Genomic DNA, 26095 nt, shown 5'->3' on the forward strand with positions numbered 1-26095 from the left:
CTCGGTGATCTGGCCATAACACGGAGTACGACATGAGCTATTTCACCACCAAAGACAATACCCGGATTTATTACAAAGACTGGGGCAGTGGCAGCACTGTGATTTTGATTCATGGCTGGCCTTTATCTTCAGACAGTTGGGAAGAACAGGCTATAGCACTGGTGAACGCAGGCCACAGAGTGATTGCCTACGACAGACGAGGTTTTGGCCGATCATCCCAGCCCTGGCATGGTTACGATTACAATACATTAGCCGATGATTTAGCGGCTCTAATCAACCACACAGCAGTAAACGATGTCGCACTGGTTGGTTTTTCGATGGGCGGCGGCGAAGTAGCCCGCTATATGTCTCGCTTTGAGGGCAAGAGAGTTGCAAAAATTGCGCTGATCTCCTCCGTTTTACCCTTTCGATTACTGACACCGGACAACCCCAGCGGCACAGATGCAGCAACTTTTGAACAAACTGCTTTGGCGTTAAAAACCGACAGACCGCACTTTTACACTGCGTTTTTCCAGAAGTTTTTTGGCGTCAGTTTATTGTCCAATCCGGTCAGCTCTGCTTATTTAGACTGGATGCAGGGTATAGCCATGCAAGGTAGCTTACGTGCAGCTTTACAGTGCCTGAACTCTTTTTCTTCAACCGACTTCAGAGCAGATTTAGAAGCTATTGAAGTGCCTGTGTTGGTGATCCATGGCACTGAAGATGCCACAGTGCCTATTCAAAGCTCGTCACGCTTAATCCATAACTTTGTGCCGGAGGCTGAACTGATTGAATACGATGGTGCGCCTCATGGTTTATTTGCGACGGAAAAAGACCGCTTAAGCCGCGACTTAATTCAATTTTTAAAAGCCAGCCCAGTGATACAACTGACAGCAACAGAAAATAACCCTCGTTGAACAACACTTAAGTATCAGAGCCGGAAAACGGCCCTGATGCTTGCTTCAATACTGTCATTAAACAAAGTAATCTTTGCTCACTGCGGCAGTAATCATTCATAAAATCAGAACCTAATCCGCTATTTTTACTATTTTCTATTGCCGCAATTAATGCTTACACTTTGTGCAGAGGCTAACAACAGCAGCCAATTCCTTTGTATTTAACTGACTAAGCAGGGACAAAGCATGAGCATTACGACCAAAAGCGCAGAACTGGAGTGCAACACCGAAGGCGGCTGTGACGCCATTGAGCTGGTGATTACCCCACGTTCTACAGATTTAGGCGATTTTTCTGTACGTCGTACTTTGCCGAATAAAGAACGTCAGATGGTAGGGCCATGGATATTTTTTGATCATATGGGACCTGCCGACTTTCCGGCAGACAAAGGCATCAGCGTGCGGCCACATCCACATATTAATCTGGCGACTGTCACTTACTTATTTGAAGGCGAAATTCTGCATCGCGATTCACTGGGCAGCAAACAAACCATTACTCCTGGTGATATCAATCTGATGGTGGCGGGCAAAGGCATAGTGCATTCAGAGCGTGAGCGCCCTGAAGTAAATGGTGTGCCTCATCGTTTGCACGGTCTTCAGCTGTGGATGGCGTTACCTGAAGAGTTTGAGGAAATAGATCCGGCCTTTTACCACTACCCAAGCCGTGATATTCCGGCCGCCAATATAGATGGCGTATCGCTGCGGGTATTAATAGGTGATGCTTATGGCCTGGTGTCACCGGTAAAAACCTATTCAGACACCTTGTATGTCGAAGCGGATTTGCAGGCAGGTCAACGCCTTGAGCTTGCGAACGCAGAGGAAAGAGCTGTGTATGTTGCCAAAGGCCAGTTGAAGCTCAAAGATAAAGTGATCAACCAATATGACATGGTGGTTTTATCCGAAGCCGAAGGTGTGGTGATTGAAGCCACACAAAATAGCCGGATAGCGCTGATTGGTGGTAAGAACTTAGGCCCACGTTTTATTGAGTGGAATTTTATTTCCAGCCGCAAAGAACGGATAGAACAAGCCAAGCAAGATTGGCTGGCCGGTAAATTTCCAAAAGTCATAGAGGATGAAGTTGAGTTTATCCCATTGCCGAAATAAGTCGAAAAGCAGTCAGAGCCACAAGCTCTGACTGCTGATTTACCGCCCGAATTAAGGTAAAGCTGTGAAATCTATTTGCGGTGCATTGCTGCTTGCTGGCAGCTGCCACTCTGTCCCTGATGTATGATCCCGCTAAAAAAGCTAGTGAATACTCAGAGATAAGGTTGAGATAAACACAGGTAAAACAAGCCCTGCATCGCAGGGCCTTGAGTAAGTCGTGACAATAGCGTCCTTGCTAATTGCCACTATTCTGCACAAATACCCTGTTATTTCGTAAGCGCAAAGATCCGGCGTGTATAGACTAAGGGTAATAACAACAACACAAACCAACCCATTGAACCACCAGAAGAAGCTGGAGTCACAGCAGCCGGAAATTTACAACTGCCATCACTCTTGGTTGCCGCAGGGTTAAAGTTAGTGGCACCACTATCTGTACAACCTAACTCGATACCATCAGATACAACGGTTAACACGAAGCTCTGCACAGCAGCATCAGTCAGGTTAATACTGTCTGTCACTTTTACTGTTACTGTAGTTTCACCGTGCCAGTTTGCATCAGGTGTAACAGTCACCAGAGCGCCAGTGTCATGAGCACTGACGACAGCCTTCACATGATCACCAGTGACACTGACGGTATTTGGATTGGCGTCCAAATCAGCATAGGCAACCTGAAGTTCAAAAGAGCCATTCTCGTCCAGAGTAACGTCGTTAAAGGCCGGCATTGTAATGTTGCCTGCAACTTCAACGCTGCTGCTAATCACCTGTTGGCCCATACCACTAACATCGCTGGTAAAGTCCATATTCAGTGTCTGGCCAGCGGCTGTTTCTGCAACCCTTACCTGGAAGCTCAGATCAAACTGTGTTGCTTCTGGTCCGGTATAGTCATAACAGATCACCATATCGCGTTTAGCCACATCAGTTAAGTTGTTATAAGCCGCACTGATACCTGTTTCCTGAGCATATGGGAAACCAAAGATATCGAGCGGTCCATAGTTACCATGCAAACCTATGGAAGCAAAATCACCTGTGCCTGCAAAATCCATGTCGCCGTATGCCATGACGATTTCGAATTCGCCTGAACCGTAACGGTAGGATTTATTAAGAATCAGGTCGAAGGTATAACGGTCATCATCTTCAGTGCCATTTGAGCTGGCATTGCCGAACCAATCTACGCTCACGCTCTGGGTGCGGGCATTGACCCACTCTACGATAATCTCATCACCGGCAAAGCCCAGCGCAATACCTGAACCTTTAGCTGGCTCAAGCATATTTTGCTCTAACGGAGTGCCTAAGGCATCAACCACTGTAGCCCAGCCACTGTTTTCTAAATCCGGCTGACCACGCCAGAATGGAGCAATAAAAGGTCCATAAGGTGTCATCAGGTACGGGAATTTTTGCTGGATTAAATGCTGACCGCCATACCAGGCCGGACCAAAGCTGACATAACCTTGTGGCGACACAATGAAGCGATCATAAGTCATATAATCTTCATTATGGAACAGGTTCATTCGACCTTCATCACCCCAGTAATCGGCTAAATGAATTTCAAACGGATTGACATAAACCCAGTTGCCATTGCTGTCATAACCACCTGAACCAACCCAGTCACCTGCTGTTCCGCCAACGGCAGGGACAAAACCGTAGTTTTCAGCTAAGCCAACGAAACCAGCACCATTGCTGCCGTAGTTCGGCACACGACACATGGCATCAGTTTCGCTGTTGGTCACAGTGTAGTTACGCATCCAGTTGGTGGAATCTTGCTGTACACCAGCAACCCGAATGCTATTACCTTCAACAATCAGATTAGCCTGCTGTTCCACACTGCTGACTTTCACAGAATCCGGCAGCAAGGTTAAACCGGCTGGGACCACGGTACTTAAGTCAAAATCACGATCCGCACCTGTGTTGTTTTGCACCACATGCACTGTCACATCGACAACATCACCGCCACGAACTTTATCATTTACCTTAACAGTAACATCATTCATACCACGCTCTAAACGCACGGGGATGAAACCAACATTACCTGGCGCCGCACTGCTGCCAATATCTACACCAGCATACGCCACATCACCTTCAACCAGTTGATCCAGGCTCCAGCTTAAATCTACATCTACTGCGCTGCCATCTGTCACTGCAGGTCCGGCTACTTGTAAACCAGTTGCTCCCGCAAGCACAACAGCCGTTGCTACTTTATAAGTGTCAACCAGGTCTTCTGCTTTAACACCATAGTAGCCTGATGGATCCGGGCCTTCCTCACGTATCCAGTCAAACATATTTAAACTGGTATTGGATAATAAGACCCAGTACGAGCCAGCGTCCGGATTGGTCAGGTTGCAATGGTTCAGCTCAATTTGAGTAGTAGATGAACATAACCACTCTTCATCAAAATCAGCCTCGCCATTGCCATTAAAATCACGACCTATATGAATAGCTAAAGAACCACTTAGATCACCGATGATTGGATTAATACCTGGGCCTTTGACATGGTCCAACACTTCTACCACTAAACGTGCCGAACCTTCAGGTACGTTGATCAGAGAGATCTGGTTATTGCCTTGTTCATAATCACCATCTGTATAGATTGGTTGATGGTTGTTATCCTGAGGTAAGGTCACTTCAACAGTGTCTGCTTTCACCGGACCGTGGGCACGGTAAACCATATCGTTACTGGCAGCTAAAGGCAGGTCTGCGATCCGGTAGCCACCATTGTCGCGATGCACAGTCAGATTCACAGCTTCCGGTAAACCCAGACGGTCAAAATTGACCGAAACGGGCCAGTGTGACGCAGGAATAGCAGCGTCTGAAGCAGTCAGATTGACGTTAGTCCACAGCTCCAGCCCTTCCATTTTGTTTCCGGAACCAGCCAACTGTGAGTTGTACTGGGCCTGGATATCAGCAATGTCCGCCTTAATGACGATATTCTGACTTTCACCCGCTTTCAGGCTGAAGCTTGCAGGGAAAAACTCCATTTTGGCGTTATGCATATTAATTTCGCCATCAAAGGGGCTGGTCCAGCGATCATAGACCCAGGTGTCTGCGCTTAATGTCCAGTTACCGTCACGCGTCGCCGTCACTGTCCGAACCCAGGAACAAACACCGGCCCGGCAGTTACTGTTGACCAGTTGTGGTAAGTTTAACTGACGTACATCACCACCAACATTCGGATTGGCCAGCTTAAAGTTCGCCACGGTTTCATCCATGATCAAACCTGCATCAACTGCAGCTTTGACATCCACCCGACCAGCACCCGCTCTGTGTTGAGACGCTGGGTGGCCTTCAGGTAAATACTCAGGATCAACATCACGACGTACGGTCTGTGATGCAGTCATCTCCATGGCTGATTGCACCTCTGCAGCAGTCCAGTCCGGATGCGCCTGACGCACTAACGCCATGGCACCAGCAATATGCGGCGAAGCCATAGAGGTACCACTTAACATGGCCCAATCCTGCGACTGTGCAGTACCTGGCTCTAAAGGATGTTCATCCGCATAAGGGGCGTAAATATTGACACCAGGTCCGGCAATATTAGGGGCCAGGTGGTGCTTATAAGTGGTGGATGGGCCAAGTGACGAGAAATCAGCCAGAATATCACCAGCAGCCGGGTCAATAGTGCGGGCGACTGAACCACCTGTGATACTGACTTTATGGTCTGCGCCACCATCATTGAGCCAGTTAATGATATTCTGACCCGTGTTATAGCTGACATGGATGCCGGGTAATGGGAAAGTGTCATCCATAATCTGCATTTCTACATCGGTAATGCCCTGGTACCAATCTTCGTTATACAGAATAAAACCACCAGCGCCACCGGCCAATACGTTGTGGGCTTTCGCCACTCGTGCATTGATACCCCGCTTACAGATAACAATTTGATCTGGCGTGAAAGTGTCTGGCGCAAAGGCGTTTTCACATTTTTCATCGCCAAAATCAGCAGCTAACACAGCCTTGCCATCAACAATACTGCCGGTGGAAAAACCTGCAATATCATCGGGCCACTCTGCATCCGGATCAATACTGACATATGGAGTTGAGCTGCCGCCGCTAAAGCTGATCAGGTTTTTAGTGACGTCCAGTACACGGTCATGAGTACTGGCGGCTACCACCATGGACCATGGAGAGCTGTGCCCCAGACTGCCAAAAAAGGTGTTGTTTTCATCGCCGCCGGAGTTACCCGCAGCAGTAGCCACGATAATACCGGCTTCACGGGCAGCCAGCATAGCCAGCTCAGTTGAATCTTCCCACGGGAAACGCTCAGCACCACCTATTGAGAAGTTCAGGATATCCACACCATCTTCGATCGCTTGCTCATAAGCGCTAAGAACGGCTTCTGTCGGACAACCGTCCAACAAACAGACCTGATAAGAAACTATATTGGCATGAGGCGCTACACCTGAGGTGGACTCAAAGGTATAGCCCATTGGGTCACCATCACCATTGCCCGAAGAAGGCGACAGTAAAGGTACATCTTCAACATAGTTACCTGCGGCAGTACCTGCCACGTGGCTGCCATGGCCCTGATAATCTTCACCTGTTGCTGTGCCAAGGCCGCCGTATGAATCGGTGATCACAGGCCAGCTGTAAACACCAATCAGTTTGTCGTTACAGACAATTTTACCAGTTGCACAGTCACCGAGGTAAACCCCCTCACCCAACGGGTTAGTATGGTTATAGCCATCGCCACCCAAATCAGCAAAAGCTATATGATCGGAGTTGATGCCGGTATCGATAATACCAACAACAATACCTTCACCTTTCTGAGGGATATTGCTGACTGTGTTGCCAGACCACACCTGATCAGCACCGATAAAACCCGGACCACGGTCGGTCAGAATTTTTTGCATAGTGGAGCGTTCAACAAACTCAACCTGTGGCAAGCTGGCCAGTTTTTTAGCTTGCTGCTGGGTCATTTTCATCGAGAAGCCGTTCACTGCTGTAGTAAAACGCGCGCTGGCTTTACCGCTGATCCCCTGGCTTTGTGCCATATTGATCACGCTATCCTGCTTTTGCATCAGGTAGCTTTTGTAACTTTGTGCACGAGTTACAGCCAGTTGTTCAACAGCTGCAGTATCAGCAACTGCCTGACAGCTTTTACCCTGTTGGTTTTTCAGTGCGCCGGATTTAACTGCAAGCTCACGTTTAATAACACTTTTTGCGGTGGCTTCAAATCCCTTAACCCGGCCATCATAAATAGCAACAGGCAAGTCTCTTAAGCGGACGATATAAACATCTTCGCCTGTACGCTGTGGCTCAGCAACAAACTTCGCCTTGGCTGACGCAGGCTGAATTTGTTGGTTTTTGCCACCCGGCATAGCACGGGTTACATTGCCTAGTTGCTGCGGTTGATGACCAACATTTTGTTTTTTTGTTTGTGTTGGTTTGATTTGCTGTAATTTGATGGTATTGGCATTGGCAGGAGCCGCCTGAGCTGACAATGCTACCCCTACGCCATAAAGCGCAGACAGCATAGCCAGACTAACTGATTTTAACTTCACACTTCCTCCAGTGAATGCTTTGGATGATTAAAAGTTGTACTTTTGCATTCGGCCCGAAGTTATAACGTGCAAAAAAACGGCAAACTGTACGAAAGTGTGCAGCTAAGTTTTACCTGAATTTGCCTTAGTGAAACGACTCAGCTTTGTGTGAATTTTGGAGGCAGCAGAGCTTTTTACATTGTGTTTCTGCCGCCTCTGTACACTTTTGCACACTTTCACATGCTGTTATCCGCTAGCATCGCCCGTCCGCTATGACTTGGCCTCTGATGTGATGACTGGAATGAATAAAAGCCGCACCTGGGTTCGTTACGGATAAATAAAACACCAGCTATGATTAACCTGAGACCCGATGTCATTGGAATGTGAAACAAGCTGGGGATCTTTTTAATTTTTGTCAGCCATTTACAGGTTAAATACATGCTTTCAGGCTATCTGCGTCTTTTACTTACTACCTGGCTACTTTTTGCGGCAAGTTTCTTTGCTCTGGCAGAAGAAGAGACTCAAGACGTGCAGCAGTGGCAGTTTAGTGTGACAGTGGGGCATGGCCAGTATGGCACTTTGTTGTTTGATGCCAGTAATACCAATCTATATGTGTTGCCGCGCTGGTCGTTGTACTACAAGCGTTTTTATCTGGAAAACCTTGATCTTGGATTCAATCTGGTAGAAACAGAACATTTTTCGCTGGATTTGAGTGGCAAGCAAAGTTTCGACGCACTGTCGGTACGGCATAACAGTGCTGAAGATGGTTTGATTAAATCTTTAGCGATAAATAACGTCAAAATACCTGTTCTTTGGGATGAAACCATTCAGGATGTCATCAATTTTCAACGACGCCATTTAAGTTATTTAGCGGGAATAACGGCATATGCCAGGACAGATAATTTTGAACTGCGCAGTGAATGGCACACCGATATTTCCGGAGTACATAACGGCAACGAGTGGAATACCTTACTAAGATATCAGTATCAGGGGCAGTCTTTTAACTTAGCCCCAAGCTTGGGTATACGTCGGCTTGATCAACGTTTCGCTAACTATTACTTTGGCCTGGGTTATCACGACACCTCCAATATGCTCAGAGTTCAGCCGGGGCACATGTGGCTGCCCTCTGTAAGACTGGATGCCAGCCTGAATCTAAGTTCGAACCTAAGCTTTGCTGCGAGTCTGAGACGGGAGTTTTATCCGGCAGAGGTGATGCAGAGCTTATTTATTGGTTCGCGCCAGCATGACATTTGGTTTATGGGTTTCATGTATCAATGGTAAAAGCAAACTGCTTTACATTGCTTGTTTTACTTACGCTGCCCTTTGCTTCTGAGTCGGCACAGTTTGAAATTTTGCCCAAATTCTGTCTAATTGGTAAAAATGACGTTTGTGTCACCACACTACAGATGCGCTGGAAAACCAATACCGTTGCCTGCCTGGTGAATGAGAACACAAAAACCGTATTGCATTGCGCCAGGCAACAAGACGCCTACAGCATGACTTTGCAGAGCAACGAGACAGTGCTTTTTAGTCTGATGGATCAAAGCAGTAAAAAAGTGCTCGCCACTAAAGCCTTTAAAGTTCTGCAACATCAACAACAAGCGTTACAGCAAAGGCGGCTGTCATGGAGCGTATTCTGATGACTAAGCACATACTTTTGCTTGAAGATGATCTGGAGCTTACCCGACTGATTGTTGATTGCCTAAACTCCGAAGGTTATACGGTAACCTCCGCTTACAACGCGGCCAGAGCTGCTCAACTGTTCCATCAACAAAGCTTTGATTTGGTTATATGCGATGTGACATTACCAGGTAAAAGTGGTTTTAGTTTTGTCGAAGAAATTCGGCACAGTTTTGCCGGGCCTATTCTGTTTATGACAGCTCAGGTCTCAATGAAACAACAATTATATGGTTTTGAGCTTGGTGCTCAGGACTACTTGCTGAAACCCATAGATCCACGCTTGCTGCTGGCCAAGCTAAAAGTATTTCTGGCTCAGGACAAAGCGCCCATAGCGTTAAACTCTGAGCTGAAACAGCATAACTTACGGCTGGATACCAAAGCCAAGAACGCCTATCTGGCGGACACCCGGATCGATCTGACAACAGCTGAATTCCGATTGCTGGATGCGTTGATGCAACAGTATGGTGAAGTCGTCAGCAGAGACTGGCTGTTTCAACATCATCTGGGCAAAGTGTATGACGGTATAGATCGCACCATGGATGGCAGAGTATCCCGCTTGCGGAAAAAACTGCAGGGCATTGACCCAGCCTGGAACATAGTCATTTCATGGGGTGAGGGCTACTATCTTGCATATACACCGACCTGAATGGCTGTCTTTATCATTGCTACGCTTTTATTTCGTGCTGGCAATGACAGTCCCCATTCTTGCGTACACAGTAAATACCCTGCATCGTTGGCATACGGCAGACAGTGCTCCTGTCATTGCTCTTGATACCTTATTGTCTCAGGCTTTTACCACTCATCAGCACTCGTCCGGCAAAGTAGTATGCATAATGTCCGCAGAGGAAGATTGTGCTGATGCTGTATTTGTTCACATTAAGCCTCAGATCTGGCAACACACTGAAACCACGGGACAAGATAAATATCTGGAATTATCTGAAACGGCAGACCGTCGCCTGCTTTGTCAGCACCAGAGCGATAACAGCTTATATTGCCTGCGGCTGGAAGCTGAAAACTCCCCACTGGATAAAAAACTACTCTTTAGCCTGTTGTTTTACAGTGTGTTGTTTATTGCGTTTTTTATTTATACAGGCACCTTATTTAAAGATGCCGCTGTATTGCGATCATCCGCCTTAAATGAAATACGCCACGGCCATCTGCCTGCATTTACCCTGAGCAAAAAATCCTATCTGGAACCTCTGGCGCACTCCTTACAAAATATGACTGCCCGTATTGCAGAACTGACCCATTTCCAAACCGAAATTGCTGAGACTATTTGTCACGATATAAAAACGCCCGTGGCCCGTATGCATTTTATAGCGCACCAATTGGATAAGAAGGGAGAGCCACAGACTGCACAGCAACTGATGCGCAATTTGGCTGAAATTGAAAACAACATCAACGAATACCTGATGTTGGCACAGAACCAATATACACCTGACGAAATGGCTTACGAACACTTTAACCTGTCTGATTTTTTACATCAGATGGTGGACCTTTTCACCCAGGATAACCAGTTGACCTTCGATGTTGCAGTTGCATCAGACTTACTGATTACCGCCAATAAAAGATTACTACACAGGGCTATAGCAAACCTGCTGAGCAACGCGATGCGATACGCCGGAACCCGGATTAATGTGACGGCTGAAGTTGCTGATGGATATTGCCATATCGTGGTGCATGACGACGGACAAGCGGCCAGCCTGAACGTCGCATCCAAACGCCCTGCCGAGTCGCTGCATCATTCACTTGGTTTAAGTATAGTGCGGCGAGTATGTATGCAGCACAATGGACATTTTGGTTTTTCCGCGTCATTACATGGTGGACATGCTGCGACAATCAGCATTCCAATAACACAAGCCAAAAAATAAATTGGTTTGAAGATCAGGCCCGGTGTATACGCTTGCTTAAGACGTGGCAGTGAAAGCAAGCAGAATCCTTGAGGTTGAGCCTATCCTGTAACCAAATCAGAAGTCAGCCAATACTGCTGTTTTCACGAAACAAATACATAGCTGGCTTTTGCCCCCCACTTATCCCGCTAAACCTGCCATTTACTGCAAAACCTGTTCTTTCAACACTGCTTTTGGCATACTCGACCAGTTAACACTTGATGATTTTTTACTGTAAGTTCATAACAAAAAAACAACCAAGATACCCAGAGGAAACGATCTATGCGTAAGACCTTAATCGCCAGCGCCATTGGAGCAGCAGTCGCTTTGAGCGCCTGTTCCAAGCCAGCCGAAGAAGCTAAAACTACAGCAGCAGTTGAGCAAACTCAAACTGCAGCCCCAGCAGCGGAGCAAGGTGCAGTGAGCAACCCATTGTTAGTAAAAAGTACTCTGCAGTACGAAGCACCTGAATTCGATAAAATTAAAGTTGAGCATTATCAACCAGCGATGGAAGAAGGGATTAAGCAGCATATGGCTGAGATCCTGACTATTGCTGAGAATAAAGAACCTGCAACTTTTGACAACACCATTGTGGCTATGGAGAAAAGTGGTGAGTTGTTAACTCGTGCCTCCACTACATTCTTTAATATGACAGGCACCATCAGCAACGATGAGATCCTGAAAATTCAGTCCGAAATGGCGCCTAAATTTGCCGCGCATTCAGACAACATCAACCTGAATCCACAGCTGTTTGCCCGCGTAAAATCTGTATATGACGCTCGTGCTACTTTAGGTTTAGACGGTGAAGCCACCCGTTTAGTCGAAGATTATTATGAGCGTTTTGTTCGTGCCGGTGCCAACTTAACCGAAGAACAAAAAACCAAAATCCGCGCGTTAAATGAAGAACAGTCCACACTGACTAACAAGTACCAGCAAAACCTGATGCAGATGACCAAAGACATTGCCATCTTCGTCGACAACAAAGAACAGTTAAAAGGTTTATCAGAAGCTGAAGTGACTGCTGCAGCCGAAGGCGCAAAAGCCCGTGGTCAGGAAGGTAAGTTCATTATTGAAATTACCAATACTACTCGCCAGCCTGTTTTAGCTTCACTGGAAGACCGTGAATTACGTAAAAAAGTATGGGAAGCCTCAGCTTACCGTGGTATCTCGGGCGAAACAGACAACCAGCCTATCGTCGCTCGTTTAGCTCAGTTACGTGCTGAACGTGCCAAGCTGTTAGGTTATGACAACTGGGCTGCGTACCAGTTAGAACCGACTATGGCTAAAACGCCTAAAGCTGTTCTGGATATGTTCGCTTCTATGGTTCCTGCTGTAGTGGAAAACACCAAAAAAGAAGCCGAAGCTATTCAGGCGATGATCAAAGAAACCGGCGGTGACTTTGAATTACAACCATGGGACTGGGAGTTTTACGCTGAGAAAGTTCGTAAAGCCAAATACGATTTAGACGAAGCAGAAGTTCGTCAGTATTTCGAGTTTGAGCGCGTACTGAATGACGGTATGTTCTACACCATGAACAAGCTGTTTGGTATTACGCTGAAAGCGCGTCCGGATTTACCTGTATATCACCCGGACGTAAAAGCTTATGAAGTGTTTGACGCTGACGGCAAAAGCATGGCTATTTTCTATGCTGACTACTTTGCCCGTGACGGCAAACGTGGTGGTGCCTGGATGAGTTCTTTTGTTGAGCAAAGCAAGCTGTTAAACCAGAAGCCTGTAGTTGTAAACGTAATGAACATTCCTAAAGGTCCGGCTGGTGAACCTACGCTGGTTAGCTATGACAATGTGACCACTATGTTCCATGAATTTGGTCATGCGGTGCATGGTTTATTCTCAGATGTAAATTATCCGAGCTTAGCTGGTACTTCAGTATCACGCGATTTCGTTGAATTCCCGTCGACTTTCCAGGAAGACTGGGCAGCTCACCCTGACGTGATTGGCAACTATGCCAAACACTACAAAACAGGCGAAGCTATTCCTGCTGAACTGTTAGCAAAAATCATGAAATCACGCAGCTTCAACCAGGGTTATGACACACTGGAATATATGTCTTCTGCCCTGCTGGACATGGAATGGCATTCTCTGCCAGCCGATGCACCACTGCAGGACGTACAGAAGTTTGAAGCAGCTGCACTGAAGAAACACGGTGTGGATTTGGCTGCTGTGCCACCACGTTATAAGTCGACTTTCTTCGCTCACGTATTCTCTGGTGGTTACTCAGCCAGTTACTACGCTTATATGTGGAGTGAGATTCTGGCTGCTGACGCTTTTGCCTATGTGCAAACTCAGGGCGGTTTAAAGCTGGAAAACGGCATTAACTTCCGCAAAAACATCCTGTCTATTGGTAACAGCAAAGACCCAATGGAAGCCTACAAAGCCTTCCGTGGTCAGGAACCTACTACTGATGCTCTGTTAATCCGTCGTGGTTTAAAGACTGGCATTAACTAAGTTCTGCTGGTTTCAAGACACAAAAGCCGCTCACTGAGCGGCTTTTTCTTGATGGTATTCGCGCGCTATATTACTCGGCTGGCTTGGTAGGACAACTGGCTAATAACTGCTGTAAATGTGCACCTAAGTCCTGTTGGGCAAACTGCTGACTGGCAATGGCCATCTGCTTTAACGTCTGCAATGCCTGCTCTAAACCTTGTTGTTCAATTAAGGTTTTGGCATACACAGCTGCATCAGCGCCACGTTGTAATAAGCCCGCCATTTGCTCCAGAGACACATCCTGTTCCATCACCTGCTGTAAATCAGCCAGTAACTGCGACACCTTGGCCGACTCGACTAAAGCGCCTTCCACACTGATTAAGCGGCCAACCGGATCGGCCACTAAGGTCGTAGCAACACAAGAAGCGACAGTGCCCGCTTCAGCACCATTGGCAACAGCTTCTAAACCCTGAGTACGAATTTGTTCTACCGCCTGCTGTAATTGCTGATCTTTCGCCAGCCAGGCTTGTTCTAACTGCTGCTTTTCATCTCCGGCGAAATAACCACAGCTGGTCAGCAAAAAAGATAAGGTAGCTGGTACTAAAAAAGATAAGGACTTCATAAAAACTCCGGGAAAAATAATTAATGCTTTAGTGGGTATAGCTGGGGGAAAGTTCAGAAAAATCAAGAGGAAACAAAAAAGGTCAGAGCTAATGCTCTGACCTGAATATATTAATGACCAGCGATTTGCATCTGGCCTATCAGCACTGACCCTGTCAACACGCCACCACGAGGGTCAACGTCTTTGCCTATGGCCTGAATATCCATAAACATTTGCTGCAAAGTACCAGCTATAGTGATTTCGGATACAGGGAACTGAATTTGACCGTTTTCAACCCAGAAACCAGCAGCACCGCGTGAGTAGTCCCCTGTGACTGTATTGACGCCCTGACCCATAAGTTCTGTCACCAACAAGCCCGTGCCCATATCACGGCACAGCTGAGCTAAGTCGGCATCACCATGTTGCACTAACCAGTTATGGATACCACCAGCATGACCCGTGCTTGGTAAGCCTAACTTACGGCCTGAATAACTGGTGGTCAGGTAAGTATTTAATACGCCTTTATCCAGCACTGTTAAATCGCGGGTTTTCACACCTTCGCCATCAAAAGGACTGGAAGCTAAAGCTTGTTTTAAATGCGGACGCTCAATAATAGTCACTTTGTCAGACATCACAGGCTGGCCGACTTTATCCAGCAGGAAACTGGATTTACGGTAGATACTGCCACCACTGATCGCAGACACCAGATGACCAAAAATACTGCTGGCGATATCAGCACGGAAAATCACCGGCACTTTTTGCGTGCCCAGCTTGCGGCCATTTAAGCGTTGTACTGTTTCCAGTGCAGCTTCGCGGCCAATCTGAGCCGGGTCCAGCAACGCACCTAATTCACGGGCCACTGTGTAGCTGTAATCGCGCTGCATATCGTCGCCGTCTTCACCAATCACTACACAGCTCAGGCTGTGACGGCTGCTTGGGTAACCGACCAGTTGACCATGGCTGTTACCATAGACTTTTAAGCCCTGATGTGAGGAAAAGGAAGCACCTTCGGAGTTGGTGATCCGGGCATCATAAGCAAAAGCAGCTTCTTCAGAGGCTTTACACCATTCAATAGCTTGTTCGGTAGAGACTGAAGCCGGGTGAAATAAATCCAGATCCGGTGGCGATAATTCCAGCCAGGCCGCATCAGCTAAACCCGCATGTGGATCTTCAGAAGTGTAACGGGCTATATCAATAGCAGCTTCCACTGTGCGTTTTAAAGCGGCCGGGCTTAAATCAGCTGTAGAAGCAGAACCTTTACGCTGGCCGACATAAATACTGATGCCTAAACCACCATCCTGATTAAACTCGACGGTTTCTACTTCGCCATGGCGGGTTTCGACACTTAAACCACGGGTACGGTTCATCGACGCTTCGGCGCTGCTGGCACCTAATTGTTTTGCATGTGCCAGCACCTGGCTGACAGCATCTTTTACTTCGGCGATTTCTTGCCAGATTGTAACTTCGGTTTGACTCATTGCTTTACCTGTCAGAGTTGTTCTGTTTTAACTGCCAGAATTTGGGCTCAGCTTATCATAGTTCCTCAGCAATTGGACGTAGGGGCGACCTTTATGGTCGCCCGTCCCAAGCCCAATCCGATGCACGACAGAGTGCAGGCTATCGGGTATACTATATGCATTAATTAAGATGGTAAGAGAATTCTATGGCCGATTTGACCGACTTTACCCATGGCGACGACTGGGATGTTGAGTATGGTAAAAGTAAGACCCAAGTTAAAAAAGAGATGACTGCGCTGCAGAAACTGGGTGAAGACCTGGTGGCTTTAAGCCCTGCAGCCCGTGCTAAGTTAGATTTAGATGATGAATTAAAAGACGCTTTAGCGCTAGCTGACAAGCTGTCTAAAAAGCACGAAGCGCTGCGCCGTCATATCCAGTTTATTGGTCGTTTAATGCGTACCCGTGATCTGGAACCTATTGAGCGTGCTTTAGCTGTGCTGCGTAACACCAATCAGGCGGCGACCCGTAAATTCCACTTAGTGGAAACCTGGCGCGATAAACTGATTGCCAATCCGGATGCATTAACTGAATTTGTTGCAGCTTTCCCTGATGTAGACGTACAGCAGTTACGGGCACTTATTCGTAATGCAAAAAGAGAACAGGAAAAGGATCTGCCACCTAAGGCTTTCCGTGAATTGTTCCAGCTGATTAAGCCGGCTATTTTAGAAGACTAAAAAATGGGGTCAGATTTGACCCCATTTTTATATCAACCGCTTTACCACTAAATCCGCACCTATACGACGCAACTGGCTTAATAGCTTTTGCACCACTTCCGGATAATCCCGTACAGTTTCAATTTCTGAATAATGCACAACTTCGCTGGCGTGGGCTGTGATCACTTGTTTTTCTTGTTCCAGCAAGGCTTTTAGCTGCTGCAGATCATCTTCCACATAGATACCGTTTTCAAAATCCAAAGCAAAAGCCCGTGGATTCAGATTGTGGCCGGTAAACAGATGCTTCACACCATCCACACTTAAGCCTTTGAGATGATAACTGTTGTCTTGGTGTTTCCACAGTTTGACGTGCAGCAAACCTGAATCGATAAATTTTTGATTGGCACGAACAAATTTACGCAAAATGGTTTCATAGAAATACGGCAAACCGCCAATTTTGCTAAAACGCTGACCTGGTGGAATATAAAAATCGTTGGCTGTTTTATCGCCCACTACTATGGTCACTGTGACACCACGTTTTAAACATTTACGTAGCGCTCTGGCTAAAGCCACAGGCGGGTTAAAATAAGGCGTATAAATCAGGACATCCTGTTGTGCGACCGAAAGCAGAGCCAGCACTGTACTGTTTAGCTCGTTATTACGACGCCCTAATCCCATCAGCAACGAAGCCCGTAAAGCCGAGTCAGTTTTATCAGAATACTGATAACGGGTGGCTTTGGCATGTTTTAACCATAAGCGCGACTGACGTTTTACCGCCTGACTGACGTAGTCTTCGTCATCCAACAGTTCTGGCGTTTGTTCTTCATCGCCAAATAACTGCTGATGCGCCTGCACTATGGCGTCTGTCATCACCTGATTTTGCAGCACTAAATAACGGTCGGCACGGTAACGATTTTCTTCCGCCAGATAGACATTATTCAGTGAAGCACCGCTGTACAGCAGGGTTTGATCAAACACAAAACCTTTTAAATGCAGAACCCCAAACAACTCACGCTTTTTCACCGGCACGCCAATGATCTGAATAGGCAAGTCGTAGTCTTTGGCAATCTCACGATAAAAGTCGTTGTTGGTGCGGGCACCTTCCTGACCTATCAGGCCACGACGGGCACGGTGGTAATCGACATACACAGTCACCTGCAAATCAGGTTTTTGTTGTTTGGCTGCAAATAAAGCCCGCAGAATTTGCTCACCAGCTTCATCAGCCTGCAGATACAAAGCTGTGATCACAATACGATGTTGAGCGCGCTGGATCAGATCCAGCACTGTGCTTTTGTAATCAGCAGCTGACCACAACACAGAAACGGTTTCAGCCACCAGATCTGTTTTTGGCAATTTGGCCAGACGACGTCTGTTTAACAAAGTTTGTAACATAGCAGGCGAAATTCTCAGTCTGGGCTCAGAGTTACAGGTTCATTACAAACCACAAACTCTGACCCCTTGATCTATAATGGGCTGGATCTTGCCGTAAAACGGCACAAAGTCCTAGTGTTTTTCGTCTGAAAAGCAGTTAAGCGGTACCACCAACAGTCATGGCATCCAGTTTTAAAGTAGGTTGACCTACACCTACAGGCAGGCTTTGACCTTGTTTACCACAAACCCCAACACCAGCATCCAATGCTAAGTCGTTACCAACCATAGACACCTGCTGCATCGCCTCAGGGCCATTGCCAATCAGGGTTGCGCCTTTAATAGGTGTGGTGATTTTACCATCTTCGATCAGATAAGCTTCTGAGGCTGAAAACACAAATTTGCCTGACGTGATATCGACCTGGCCACCACCAAAATTCGGTGCATAAATACCTTTTTTCACGCTGCCGATAATTTCTTGTGGATCATATTCACCTGCCAACATATAGGTATTGGTCATACGAGGCATAGGCAAATGAGCAAAAGACTCACGACGACCATTGCCTGTTGGCGCCACGTTCATCAGCATGGCGTTGTGTTTATCCTGAATATAACCTTTCAGAATACCGTTTTCGATCAGCACGTTGTATTGACTGGCTGTGCCTTCGTCGTCGATATTCAGTGAACCACGGCGATGGGCTAACGTGCCGTCATCAACAATAGTGCAGTGTTTGGATGCAACTTGTTCGCCAACCCGACCAGCGAAAGTGGATGAACCTTTGCGGTTAAAGTCACCTTCCAGACCATGACCTACAGCTTCGTGCAATAACACGCCTGGCCAGCCAGAACCTAATACCACAGGCATAGTGCCAGCTGGCGCGTCTACTGCTGTTAAATTCACCTGAGCCATACGTACAGCTTCACGGGCATAACCCTGCCAGCGTGGAGAGCCATTTACGTCTTCAAGGAAATACTGATAGTTGGTACGGGCACCACCACCGCTACCGCCACGTTCACGGCGACCATTGTGTTGCAGCAGTACCGAACAGTTTAACCGCACTAAAGGACGAATATCTGTGGCAAAAGTACCGTCGGATGCTGCAACCAGCACCTCTTCATAAACACCGGATAAGCTGACAGCCACTTGTTCAGCGCGGCTGTCGAGGCTACGGATATAGACTTCCATCTGCTTGAGCAGCTCGACCTTGGCGGTATTGTCTAAACTTTGCAGTGGCTCACAAGGCAAATAAATTTGTGGTTGAGTTTGCTGCTTAAATACCTGCACTGAACCTTGTTTGCCAGCACCAGCTATACCACGGGCCGCTTCTGCAGCCTGTTTTAAAGCCGCTGCAGAAATAGAATCGGCATAAGCGAAACCGGTTTTTTCACCGCTGATCGCCCGCACACCAACACCACGTTCAATATTAAAAGAGCCGTCTTTCACTAAACCATCTTCTAAACCCCAGGATTCATGCACACTGGATTGAAAATAAAGGTCGGCGTAATCCAGCTTGTGCGCAAACAAAAAGCCTAAGCTTTGTTGTAAATCACTGGCGCTTAAGTCACTGGCGCTTAACAGGTTGTGTTCGACGTTACTCATGCTTTGAACTCACTTTGAAATCTGTTGTGGTGCCTTACCGGCATTTTCTCTGCCAGCTGCTGGCAAAGATCTAAATCTGTTTCGACACTCAGCACCATTTCGCTGCTGCCATCGGCTTCGGCCAGAATACGGCCCCATGGGTCGATAATTAAACTATGGCCATAGGTCTGACGACCATTACTATGAGTGCCCACCTGAGCTGGTGCTACAACAAAACTCTGGGTTTCTATGGCACGGGCTCTTAATAAGGTATGCCAATGCGCCTCCCCTGTCACTGTCGTAAAAGCCGAAGGCACAGCCATCACATTCATACCCTGAGCTGCTAAAGCCTGAGCTAATCCGGGAAACCGCATATCGTAACAAATCAGCATACCCAGCTTTAACTGCTGCGCCTGAACCAGAGTTAACTTCTCACCCGGCATAGTAGTGGCTGATTCCAAATACTGCTTGCTACTGTCATTGACTAAAGCATCAAATAAATGAATTTTCTGATAATCAGCGACCAGTTCACCAGTTGGACTGTATAACAGACTACTGGCAGCAAAACGTGTTGGATCAGAAGTTTGGGTTGGCAAAGTGCCGACCAATAAATACAGCTGATGTTTTTTTGCTAAAGCCGCATAAGCCTTTTGTAACGGGCCAAAGCCTAAAGCTTCCGCCAGTTGCAGGTTTAAACCTTCAGGGCCTGCAAATACCGCCACTCCTTCAGGCAATACCGCCAGATGTTGTTCTGTTTTGGGCAACTGGGCCAGCAAAGTATCCACTTTGGCCAGATTCACTAAAGGATCAGGGCCACTGGTCAGTTGTACTGCAGATAAACGCCAGAGGTTAGCCATTGGCTTTGTCCTTGGTTTTGCTGTTTGCTGCAGGTTTGGCAGGCTGTTGCTGCGACTCTTGCTCCTGCTGCAAACGTAAGCGTTTTTCCTGTTCGGCTTTTAACAAATCAGAACGTGGAATTTCAACTTCCGTAGTATGACGCGCCACTTCCACAACTTCAGGCTGATCAAAATTACCCGTGACGACAAAATTCACTTTGGACACCACTTCAGCCGATTCGACCAGTTCATCAAGAGCCAAAGCAGCTAAACCAGTAGCAGGGTTAAACTGCAACAAAGCCACTAAAACAGGCAGGCTCGAGGTAATTTTGGGTAAAAAGGCCATCTGATAATCTAGCTGCCGGGTGACTAAGTCAGCATAGCCCTGAATTTCGATTTTACCGGCCGCGCCATCTACCATCGTATTATTGGTATGCACCACGCCTTTATCCAGTTGCAAATCACCTTTCATTTCAGTGTAGAAAAAGCCTTTGGAGAAAATATCCCTGAAATCCAGCTTCAGCTTACGTACTAAAGATCCCAGACTAAACAAAGACAATAAGCGCGCACCTTTGTCGCTGACTTCAGACAAAGAACCTTCACCCAACTGCCAGTTTAGTTTGCCGCCTAAAGTAGCGTAATTAAATTGAGTTGGCCCACCAGCCCAGCTGATACTGTCGATCTGTACTTCAGCAGTACTGCCCGCTATGGCTGAACTTAAATGGTAGTCTTTCATCAACTGACCAAAATCAGGGCTGGTTAATTTAGCAGATAAGGTAGTGACACCAGCTTCTGCATCTTTTTGCCAATCACCTTTGATACTCAGTTGGTGTGTTTTGTAACGTGATTCAAAGCTCTGAATAGTTAAGCTCTCGCCATCGGATTCTGTTTGCATGGTCAGTTGGCCCAAATCAAAAGGCCCAAACACACAACTTTTACAATCCAGTTTTATTGGCGGTAAATCGGCTAACCATGGCATAGGTTCGGGTTTTACGACATCGGCCAGGGCTTTGGCAATTTGTTGCTCTTTAGTCAGTTTAGCGATGGACTCTGCAGCGGCCAGGGCTTCTGCCTCAGCTTGCACCGGGTCGTAAGGGAATAACTTTAAAAACTCCAGATTAGCTTCAATACCCTGCGCCATAAAATCTTTTGCTAACTTTAACTGGCCTTTAGTTTGGGTAGAATTGATAGTTGCTACCCAGGAATCCGCTTCTGGCTTTAACTGCAGTTGTACCTGTTCAAACAGGATATCGTCCGTCACAGTCAGCGTATTCACTTTAGCATTGACTGAGGTTAAAGCGGGTAACAATCCGGCCTCATCAGACTGCTGACTCACTTGCTGGCGAATTAACTCAAACCAGGGCATAAAGTCGGTTTTATCTAAATTTGCACTGATGGTAAAGCCATCAGCAAAACCAGCATTTTCTTTGGCGCCTAAACTTAAATGAGCGCGACCTATCTGACCTTGAGCATGCACATAGCTGGCGTCAAAAAATACTAAATCCTGATAGGTCAGAGCTATGACTGAATTGTCCTGACTGCCGCTGGATGACCAGAACACTGTTCCGGCCTGACCTGGTTTTTTCGCTAAAGGCGTGGGCAACAGCAATTCGGTGTCGGTTAAATCCAGTGCTAAATCAGCCTGATAGGTATAGCCCTCTCCTGCTAACAATAAGTCCAGTTTAAACTGCCAACTCAGAGGACCAGTAGCAAAGTGTTCCAGCTGCGGCGCTAAGCTCAATAACAATTCATGACTGTTCTGTAAGCCCTGGCTTAACAAGGACACTTTGTAATTGTCCTGTTGCTGTTCGCCACGAAAGCCAAACTGCACTGGAATATTGCTGATAAAAAGCTGTAAATCATCAGCCGTCAGTATGTCGTTGTGAAACTCAAGACGGCCAGTCAGATTCTCGCCCACTAAAGCCGGAGCAGACAAAGCCAGACCATTACGCTCAAAGTCGATGGCACCTTTGATATCCACAGTCGGCTCATTCAGACCTATAGTCAGACGCACATCGCCTTTGACAGGCCCTGTCACACCTAAATAAGCCAGAGTTTCACCGACAGAATCGTGCAAAGGTGAAGCCTGCATCAGGGTAGTGACTTGTTCAGCCAGCAATTGTTGTTTGATATCAATAATTAAATTATCGGCGTTATATAAGTCAGGAATGCCGACTTGCACTCCCTGATCCACAGGAGCATCAACCAGATAACCTGATTTACTGCTGATCAGCATGGCGGCATTTTCAAAAAATAACTCTGCGGATAACTCCGTTAAACTGGGCCAGTTTTCATCAAATAAAAACTCGGCATTAGTCACATCGGCCAGCGCCTGAAATACACCGTCTTTTCCGGCATAAGGGTAAGCAGAAAAATCGCCTGACCACAGTACTTTGCCTGAACTGACATCACCAGACAGCAGCGCAGGTTTAAGGTAGTTAATCACAGATTCCGGCATGTAGAATTTCGGGAAAAACTGCTCTGCATTTTGTACTGGCACACCATGCAGTTCTGCGACTAAATCCATATTGGGTGTGTCGTCGAGATTCACTACTAATTCGGCTTCGAGGCTAAAAGCATCCTGCCATAAACTTAAATAAGGCACTAAGATTTGCCAGTTGCCAGCACGTTTACGCCAGGCCAGTTCCAGCTCTGCGCCTTTGTAAGTCCAGTCTTTACTAAAAGCCTGGCCCCATTGCAGCGCACCATCTTCTGCTTTTAATCCGACCCAGCCAAAACTCGGTGAAGCAACAAAAGAGCCATGAAAGCCTTGAACTCCTGGCACATCAGCCACTGGAGCTGAGGAGAATTCATTAAACTGACCAGATAAGTACCATTGATCATCTTCCGTGACTAAATCCAGTCGCTCTACTTTGCCATCCAGTTGGTAAGACAGCAGTGATTGCAACTGCTCTGAACCGTCGGAAAATAGCTCCAGCAAAGGCCGGGCTACAGCTAGTTGCAGATTTTGTAATGACGCCTGATAACCCAGTTCATTCTGATTAAGCTGCAGTTGTAAACCTGGCCAACTTTGGCTGCTGTTGCTCAGCGTCATAGGGCTGGAACTTAAACTCCAGCCTTTGGCCATAGGCACCCAACGCAGGTAACCATCAGACAGCGCCACTTTGTTCCAGACGCCATCTTTCAGCCAGCCGACGTTATTGTCGGACAATGCCACGTCAATTTGTTGCAACTTACCGGCTTTAATATCACCCCAGGCCGCAAAGTTGAGTTTGGCGCTATTGAGCTTACGGGTTTGTGGTAATAACTGCTGGAACCAGGGCAACAAATCCAGTTGCTGACTGGCCAGATACAACTGGCCCTGAGCTTTGGATGGCTCACCGGTTAAATCGATAATAAAAGATAAGGTATTGGCCGTCACATCAGCCACGGACAGCTCGCCCCAGCCCTGATGGCGTTCACCATCGTTTTGCCAGTTCAGCGCTTTGATTTCAAGCCGGATATCTTCGTCTTGTGCATTGTTAAACACCAGTTGGCTGTCGAGTACAGAAAAATGCTGCAGCTGCTTAAAAAACAGATCCTGCAAGGCATCAAATAACTGCTGATTATCCGAAGGCGTTGCCACCCCAGTGCCTAACCAACGCTGAGCATCCACTCTGTAGGTTAAGCCTGTCAGCTCAAAGTGAGCAGCACTGAGTTTCATGGAGCGCAGTGATCGCCAGAAATCCAGCCGGATCCCGGTTTCCTTTACAGTCAGCTGTGGCTGATAGTTACTGTCCAATACTTCAAGTTGCTGCAAAACCAAAGCAGGTCCTGTGCCTTGCCAGCCAGCCGACAAAGCGCCGATACGTACTTCGGTGCCGTATTCAGTTTTGATCCAGTGTTCAATATCGGTTTTATAACCGGGGGCGTAAGGCAGACCAAAACGTAAAGCTGAGACTAAGGTGGCCATCAACACTACGAAGATAGCAAAGCAGATCCAGACTTTGTGTAAGCAATAAAACCAGGCCTGTTTGACAGTCCGCACTACATCATCACCACATCGAATTGTTCCTGACCGTATTGAGGTTCGATCACGACACTGATTTGTTTACCAATAAACACTTCGAGCTCAGCCATGCTATGAAATTCATCATTAATTAACGCATCTTTTACCGCAGGTGAAGCATAAACCACAAATTTATCTGCGACATAAGCCCGGTTTACCCGCACTATTTCGCGCAATATTTCAAAACAGACAGTTTCAACAGTTTTTAAACTGCCACGACCAGCACAAATTGGACATTCACCACAAAGCACATGTTCCAGACTTTCGCGGGTGCGTTTGCGGGTCATTTCCACCAAACCCAGCGCAGAGAAACCATGGATATTGGTTTTGGTTTTATCCCGGCCCAATGCCACTTCTAAACTGTGCAACACGCGTTTTTGGTGCTCTTCGCTTTGCATATCGATAAAGTCGATAATAATAATGCCGCCGAGATTCCGTAACCGTAACTGACGGGCTATAGCTTGAGTGGCTTCAGTATTGGTGTTAAAAATGGTTTCTTCTAAGTTACGATGCCCAACAAAAGCACCGGTATTGACGTCTATAGTGGTCATGGCCTCGGTTTGATCAATCATCAGATAACCGCCACTTTTCAGCATGACCCGACGCTCCAGCGCACGCTGAATTTCATTTTCCACATCAAATAAATCAAACACAGGCCGCTCGCCCGGATAATACTCCAGCCGCGCAGTCATCTCTGGTACAAATTCTTCTGTGAAAGCATGCAACTGCTGATAAGTCAGCTTGCTGTCGATGCGCACCCGCTCTAAATCAGAGCCGACAAAATCACGCAGAATACGGTACGCCAGCGTTAACTCTTCATACAACATGGTTTCTTTGCGGGCGTTTTTTTTGCGCTTAAGCACTTTGGCCCAGAGCTTTTGTAAAAACTTACCGTCGTGCAGCAGTTCATCTTCACCAGCGCCTTCGGCTGCGGTACGAACTATGTAGCCACCGGTTTCATCCAGACAAGTACTGACAATATCTTTTAAACGCTGACGCTCAGCTTCACTTTCTATACGCTGCGATACACCCACATGAGCAGAACCCGGCATAAATACCAGATGACGGCTTGGTAAGGTGATATCTGTAGTTAAACGAGCACCTTTGGTACCTAAAGGATCTTTCACCACCTGCACCAATAAAAACTGACCTTCATGCACCAAAAGACGAATATCTTTGACCGGACCTGATTTGAGTTCAGCGTCCGCAATATTTAAACCTGCAGTGACAATATCGGAGGCATGTAAAAAGGCAGCTTTATCTAAACCAATATCAACAAAAGCGGCTTGCATACCAGGCAAAACACGACTGATTTTGCCCATATAAATATTACCAACCAGACCATGTTTAGCCTGGCGCTCAATATGCACTTCCTGTAGCACACCGTTTTCAATCAAAGCCACACGGGTTTCACTTGGCGTGACGTTGATCAGTAATTCTGCGCTCATGGTGCATCCTTCAGTTTGAGCAGCAACTGTGCGGTTTCATATAAAGGCAAACCTACCACAGCAAAGTAACTGCCATCTATGCGCTGGACAAACTGACCAGCCAGACCCTGAATACCGTAACCGCCAGCTTTATCAGCAGGTTCGCCTGTATTCCAGTACCAAAAAATTTCCTGTTCTGACAAGTCTTTAAACCAGACTTGAGTCGCGACTGTCGTGCTGATAGTGCCTTGTGCCGTTGCAATAGCCACTGCTGTTTTCACCCAATGGCTACGACCTGATAATAACCTCATCATGCGCTGAAAATCAGCCAAATCCACAGGTTTACCTAAAACTAATTCATCCACCTGCACTATGGTATCGGCGCCTAAGGTAGGAAGTGGAGTGTTTTGACTGGAAAAACCTGCCCGTGCTTTTTGTTGTGCTAAGCGCAGTACATACTGATCAGCGTTTTCGCCTGCAAGTTGAGTTTCATCAATAGTACCGCTGACCAGCACAAAATCCTGCTGCAACTGGCCTAATAATTCACGGCGACGGGGTGAAGCGGAGGCAAGGGCAATCAT

At 47.0% G+C, this 26095-nt stretch carries 17 protein-coding genes; 8 read left to right on the forward strand and 9 right to left on the reverse strand.

The annotated features are described in order from the left end of the window. Nucleotides 1-32: 32 nt before the first annotated feature. Nucleotides 33-896 carry an alpha/beta fold hydrolase gene (locus OM978_RS18855; protein WP_264343879.1) on the forward strand — a complete coding sequence of 288 codons (864 nt, stop codon included), beginning with the start codon at nt 33-35 and terminating at the stop codon, nt 894-896. A gap of 225 nt (nt 897-1121) precedes the next feature. Then, on the forward strand, nt 1122-2036 hold the full coding sequence (locus tag OM978_RS18860) for a pirin family protein (RefSeq protein ID WP_264343880.1): 915 nt from the start codon (nt 1122-1124) through the stop codon (nt 2034-2036). Between the two features lie 266 nt (nt 2037-2302). Here the strand turns inward: OM978_RS18860 and OM978_RS21480 are convergent, their stop codons facing one another. Then, nucleotides 2303-7531, reverse strand: a complete 5229-nt coding sequence (locus OM978_RS21480) for a S8 family serine peptidase (protein WP_319633884.1) — start codon at nt 7529-7531, stop codon at nt 2303-2305. Between the two features lie 417 nt (nt 7532-7948). Here OM978_RS21480 and OM978_RS18880 point away from each other — a divergent pair, with 417 nt between their 5' ends. The 5 genes from OM978_RS18880 to OM978_RS18900 all read left to right on the forward strand — a co-directional run bounded on the left by OM978_RS18880 (nt 7949) and on the right by OM978_RS18900 (nt 13545). Further along, on the forward strand, nt 7949-8791 hold the full coding sequence (locus OM978_RS18880; RefSeq protein ID WP_264343881.1) for a MipA/OmpV family protein: 843 nt from the start codon (nt 7949-7951) through the stop codon (nt 8789-8791). Continuing rightward, nucleotides 8785-9150 carry a DUF3019 domain-containing protein gene (locus tag OM978_RS18885; protein WP_264343883.1) on the forward strand — a complete coding sequence of 122 codons (366 nt, stop codon included), beginning with the start codon at nt 8785-8787 and terminating at the stop codon, nt 9148-9150. The genes OM978_RS18880 and OM978_RS18885 overlap by 7 nt, the downstream gene beginning before the upstream one ends. After that, nucleotides 9150-9836 (forward strand): response regulator transcription factor, encoded by a 687-nt coding sequence (locus OM978_RS18890; protein WP_264343884.1) that lies wholly within the window; start codon nt 9150-9152, stop codon nt 9834-9836. Before OM978_RS18885 ends, OM978_RS18890 begins: the two co-directional genes overlap by 1 nt. 43 nt (nt 9837-9879) lie before the next feature. Then, on the forward strand, nt 9880-11061 hold the full coding sequence (locus tag OM978_RS18895) for a sensor histidine kinase (protein WP_264343886.1): 1182 nt from the start codon (nt 9880-9882) through the stop codon (nt 11059-11061). 300 nt (nt 11062-11361) lie between these two features. Next, complete coding sequence (locus OM978_RS18900) at nt 11362-13545, forward strand: M3 family metallopeptidase (RefSeq protein WP_264343888.1); 2184 nt, start codon at nt 11362-11364, stop codon at nt 13543-13545. Between the two features lie 70 nt (nt 13546-13615). Here the strand turns inward: OM978_RS18900 and OM978_RS18905 are convergent, their stop codons facing one another. Next, complete coding sequence (locus OM978_RS18905) at nt 13616-14146, reverse strand: hypothetical protein (RefSeq protein WP_264343890.1); 531 nt, start codon at nt 14144-14146, stop codon at nt 13616-13618. Nucleotides 14147-14256: 110 nt separating this feature from the next. Continuing rightward, nucleotides 14257-15603: a metalloprotease PmbA gene (gene pmbA / locus OM978_RS18910; RefSeq protein WP_233009284.1), complete on the reverse strand. Its 1347-nt coding sequence runs from the start codon at nt 15601-15603 to the stop codon at nt 14257-14259. Nucleotides 15604-15788: 185 nt separating this feature from the next. On the opposite strand from pmbA, the gene yjgA reads away from it, so the two are divergent. Then, nucleotides 15789-16316 carry a ribosome biogenesis factor YjgA gene (yjgA, locus tag OM978_RS18915; RefSeq protein WP_264343892.1) on the forward strand — a complete coding sequence of 176 codons (528 nt, stop codon included), beginning with the start codon at nt 15789-15791 and terminating at the stop codon, nt 16314-16316. A gap of 27 nt (nt 16317-16343) precedes the next feature. Here the strand turns inward: yjgA and pssA are convergent, their stop codons facing one another. The 6 genes from pssA to OM978_RS18945 form a co-directional block, all read right to left on the reverse strand. Then, on the reverse strand, nt 16344-17687 hold the full coding sequence (gene pssA / locus OM978_RS18920; protein ID WP_264343893.1) for a CDP-diacylglycerol--serine O-phosphatidyltransferase: 1344 nt from the start codon (nt 17685-17687) through the stop codon (nt 16344-16346). A gap of 136 nt (nt 17688-17823) precedes the next feature. Then, a complete protein-coding gene (gene tldD / locus OM978_RS18925; protein ID WP_233079816.1) occupies nt 17824-19263 on the reverse strand; it encodes a metalloprotease TldD in 1440 nt (479 codons plus the stop codon). Continuing rightward, a complete protein-coding gene (locus OM978_RS18930; protein ID WP_264343895.1) occupies nt 19260-20099 on the reverse strand; it encodes a carbon-nitrogen hydrolase family protein in 840 nt (279 codons plus the stop codon). Before OM978_RS18930 ends, tldD begins: the two co-directional genes overlap by 4 nt. Next, nucleotides 20092-24066: a YhdP family protein gene (locus tag OM978_RS18935; RefSeq protein WP_264343896.1), complete on the reverse strand. Its 3975-nt coding sequence runs from the start codon at nt 24064-24066 to the stop codon at nt 20092-20094. Before OM978_RS18935 ends, OM978_RS18930 begins: the two co-directional genes overlap by 8 nt. Further along, a complete protein-coding gene (gene rng / locus OM978_RS18940; RefSeq protein ID WP_264343897.1) occupies nt 24066-25535 on the reverse strand; it encodes a ribonuclease G in 1470 nt (489 codons plus the stop codon). The genes OM978_RS18935 and rng overlap by 1 nt, the downstream gene beginning before the upstream one ends. Then, the gene (locus OM978_RS18945) at nt 25532-26095 is read right to left on the reverse strand and encodes a Maf family protein (protein WP_264343899.1); all 564 of its coding nucleotides are present in this window, start codon (nt 26093-26095) and stop codon (nt 25532-25534) included. Before OM978_RS18945 ends, rng begins: the two co-directional genes overlap by 4 nt.

Source organism: Rheinheimera sp. MM224 (assembly GCF_947090785.1).
Taxonomy (GTDB): Bacteria; Pseudomonadota; Gammaproteobacteria; order Enterobacterales; family Alteromonadaceae; genus Pararheinheimera.

What these genes read in the sequence shown, in the direction of transcription:
- pmbA (WP_233009284.1), bottom strand. Translation starts at nt 15,603, where the DNA reads ATGAGTCAAACCGAAGTTACAATCTGGCAAGAAATCGCCGAAGTAAAA.
- OM978_RS18885 (WP_264343883.1), top strand. Translation starts at nt 8,785, where the DNA reads ATGGTAAAAGCAAACTGCTTTACATTGCTTGTTTTACTTACGCTGCCC.
- OM978_RS18895 (WP_264343886.1), top strand. Translation starts at nt 9,880, where the DNA reads ATGACAGTCCCCATTCTTGCGTACACAGTAAATACCCTGCATCGTTGG.
- pssA (WP_264343893.1), bottom strand. Translation starts at nt 17,687, where the DNA reads ATGTTACAAACTTTGTTAAACAGACGTCGTCTGGCCAAATTGCCAAAA.
- rng (WP_264343897.1), bottom strand. Translation starts at nt 25,535, where the DNA reads ATGAGCGCAGAATTACTGATCAACGTCACGCCAAGTGAAACCCGTGTG.
- OM978_RS18890 (WP_264343884.1), top strand. Translation starts at nt 9,150, where the DNA reads ATGACTAAGCACATACTTTTGCTTGAAGATGATCTGGAGCTTACCCGA.
- OM978_RS18905 (WP_264343890.1), bottom strand. Translation starts at nt 14,146, where the DNA reads ATGAAGTCCTTATCTTTTTTAGTACCAGCTACCTTATCTTTTTTGCTG.
- OM978_RS18880 (WP_264343881.1), top strand. Translation starts at nt 7,949, where the DNA reads ATGCTTTCAGGCTATCTGCGTCTTTTACTTACTACCTGGCTACTTTTT.
- OM978_RS18855 (WP_264343879.1), top strand. Translation starts at nt 33, where the DNA reads ATGAGCTATTTCACCACCAAAGACAATACCCGGATTTATTACAAAGAC.
- OM978_RS18900 (WP_264343888.1), top strand. Translation starts at nt 11,362, where the DNA reads ATGCGTAAGACCTTAATCGCCAGCGCCATTGGAGCAGCAGTCGCTTTG.
- yjgA (WP_264343892.1), top strand. Translation starts at nt 15,789, where the DNA reads ATGGCCGATTTGACCGACTTTACCCATGGCGACGACTGGGATGTTGAG.
- OM978_RS18930 (WP_264343895.1), bottom strand. Translation starts at nt 20,099, where the DNA reads ATGGCTAACCTCTGGCGTTTATCTGCAGTACAACTGACCAGTGGCCCT.
- OM978_RS18945 (WP_264343899.1), bottom strand. Translation starts at nt 26,095, where the DNA reads ATGATTGCCCTTGCCTCCGCTTCACCCCGTCGCCGTGAATTATTAGGC.
- tldD (WP_233079816.1), bottom strand. Translation starts at nt 19,263, where the DNA reads ATGAGTAACGTCGAACACAACCTGTTAAGCGCCAGTGACTTAAGCGCC.
- OM978_RS18860 (WP_264343880.1), top strand. Translation starts at nt 1,122, where the DNA reads ATGAGCATTACGACCAAAAGCGCAGAACTGGAGTGCAACACCGAAGGC.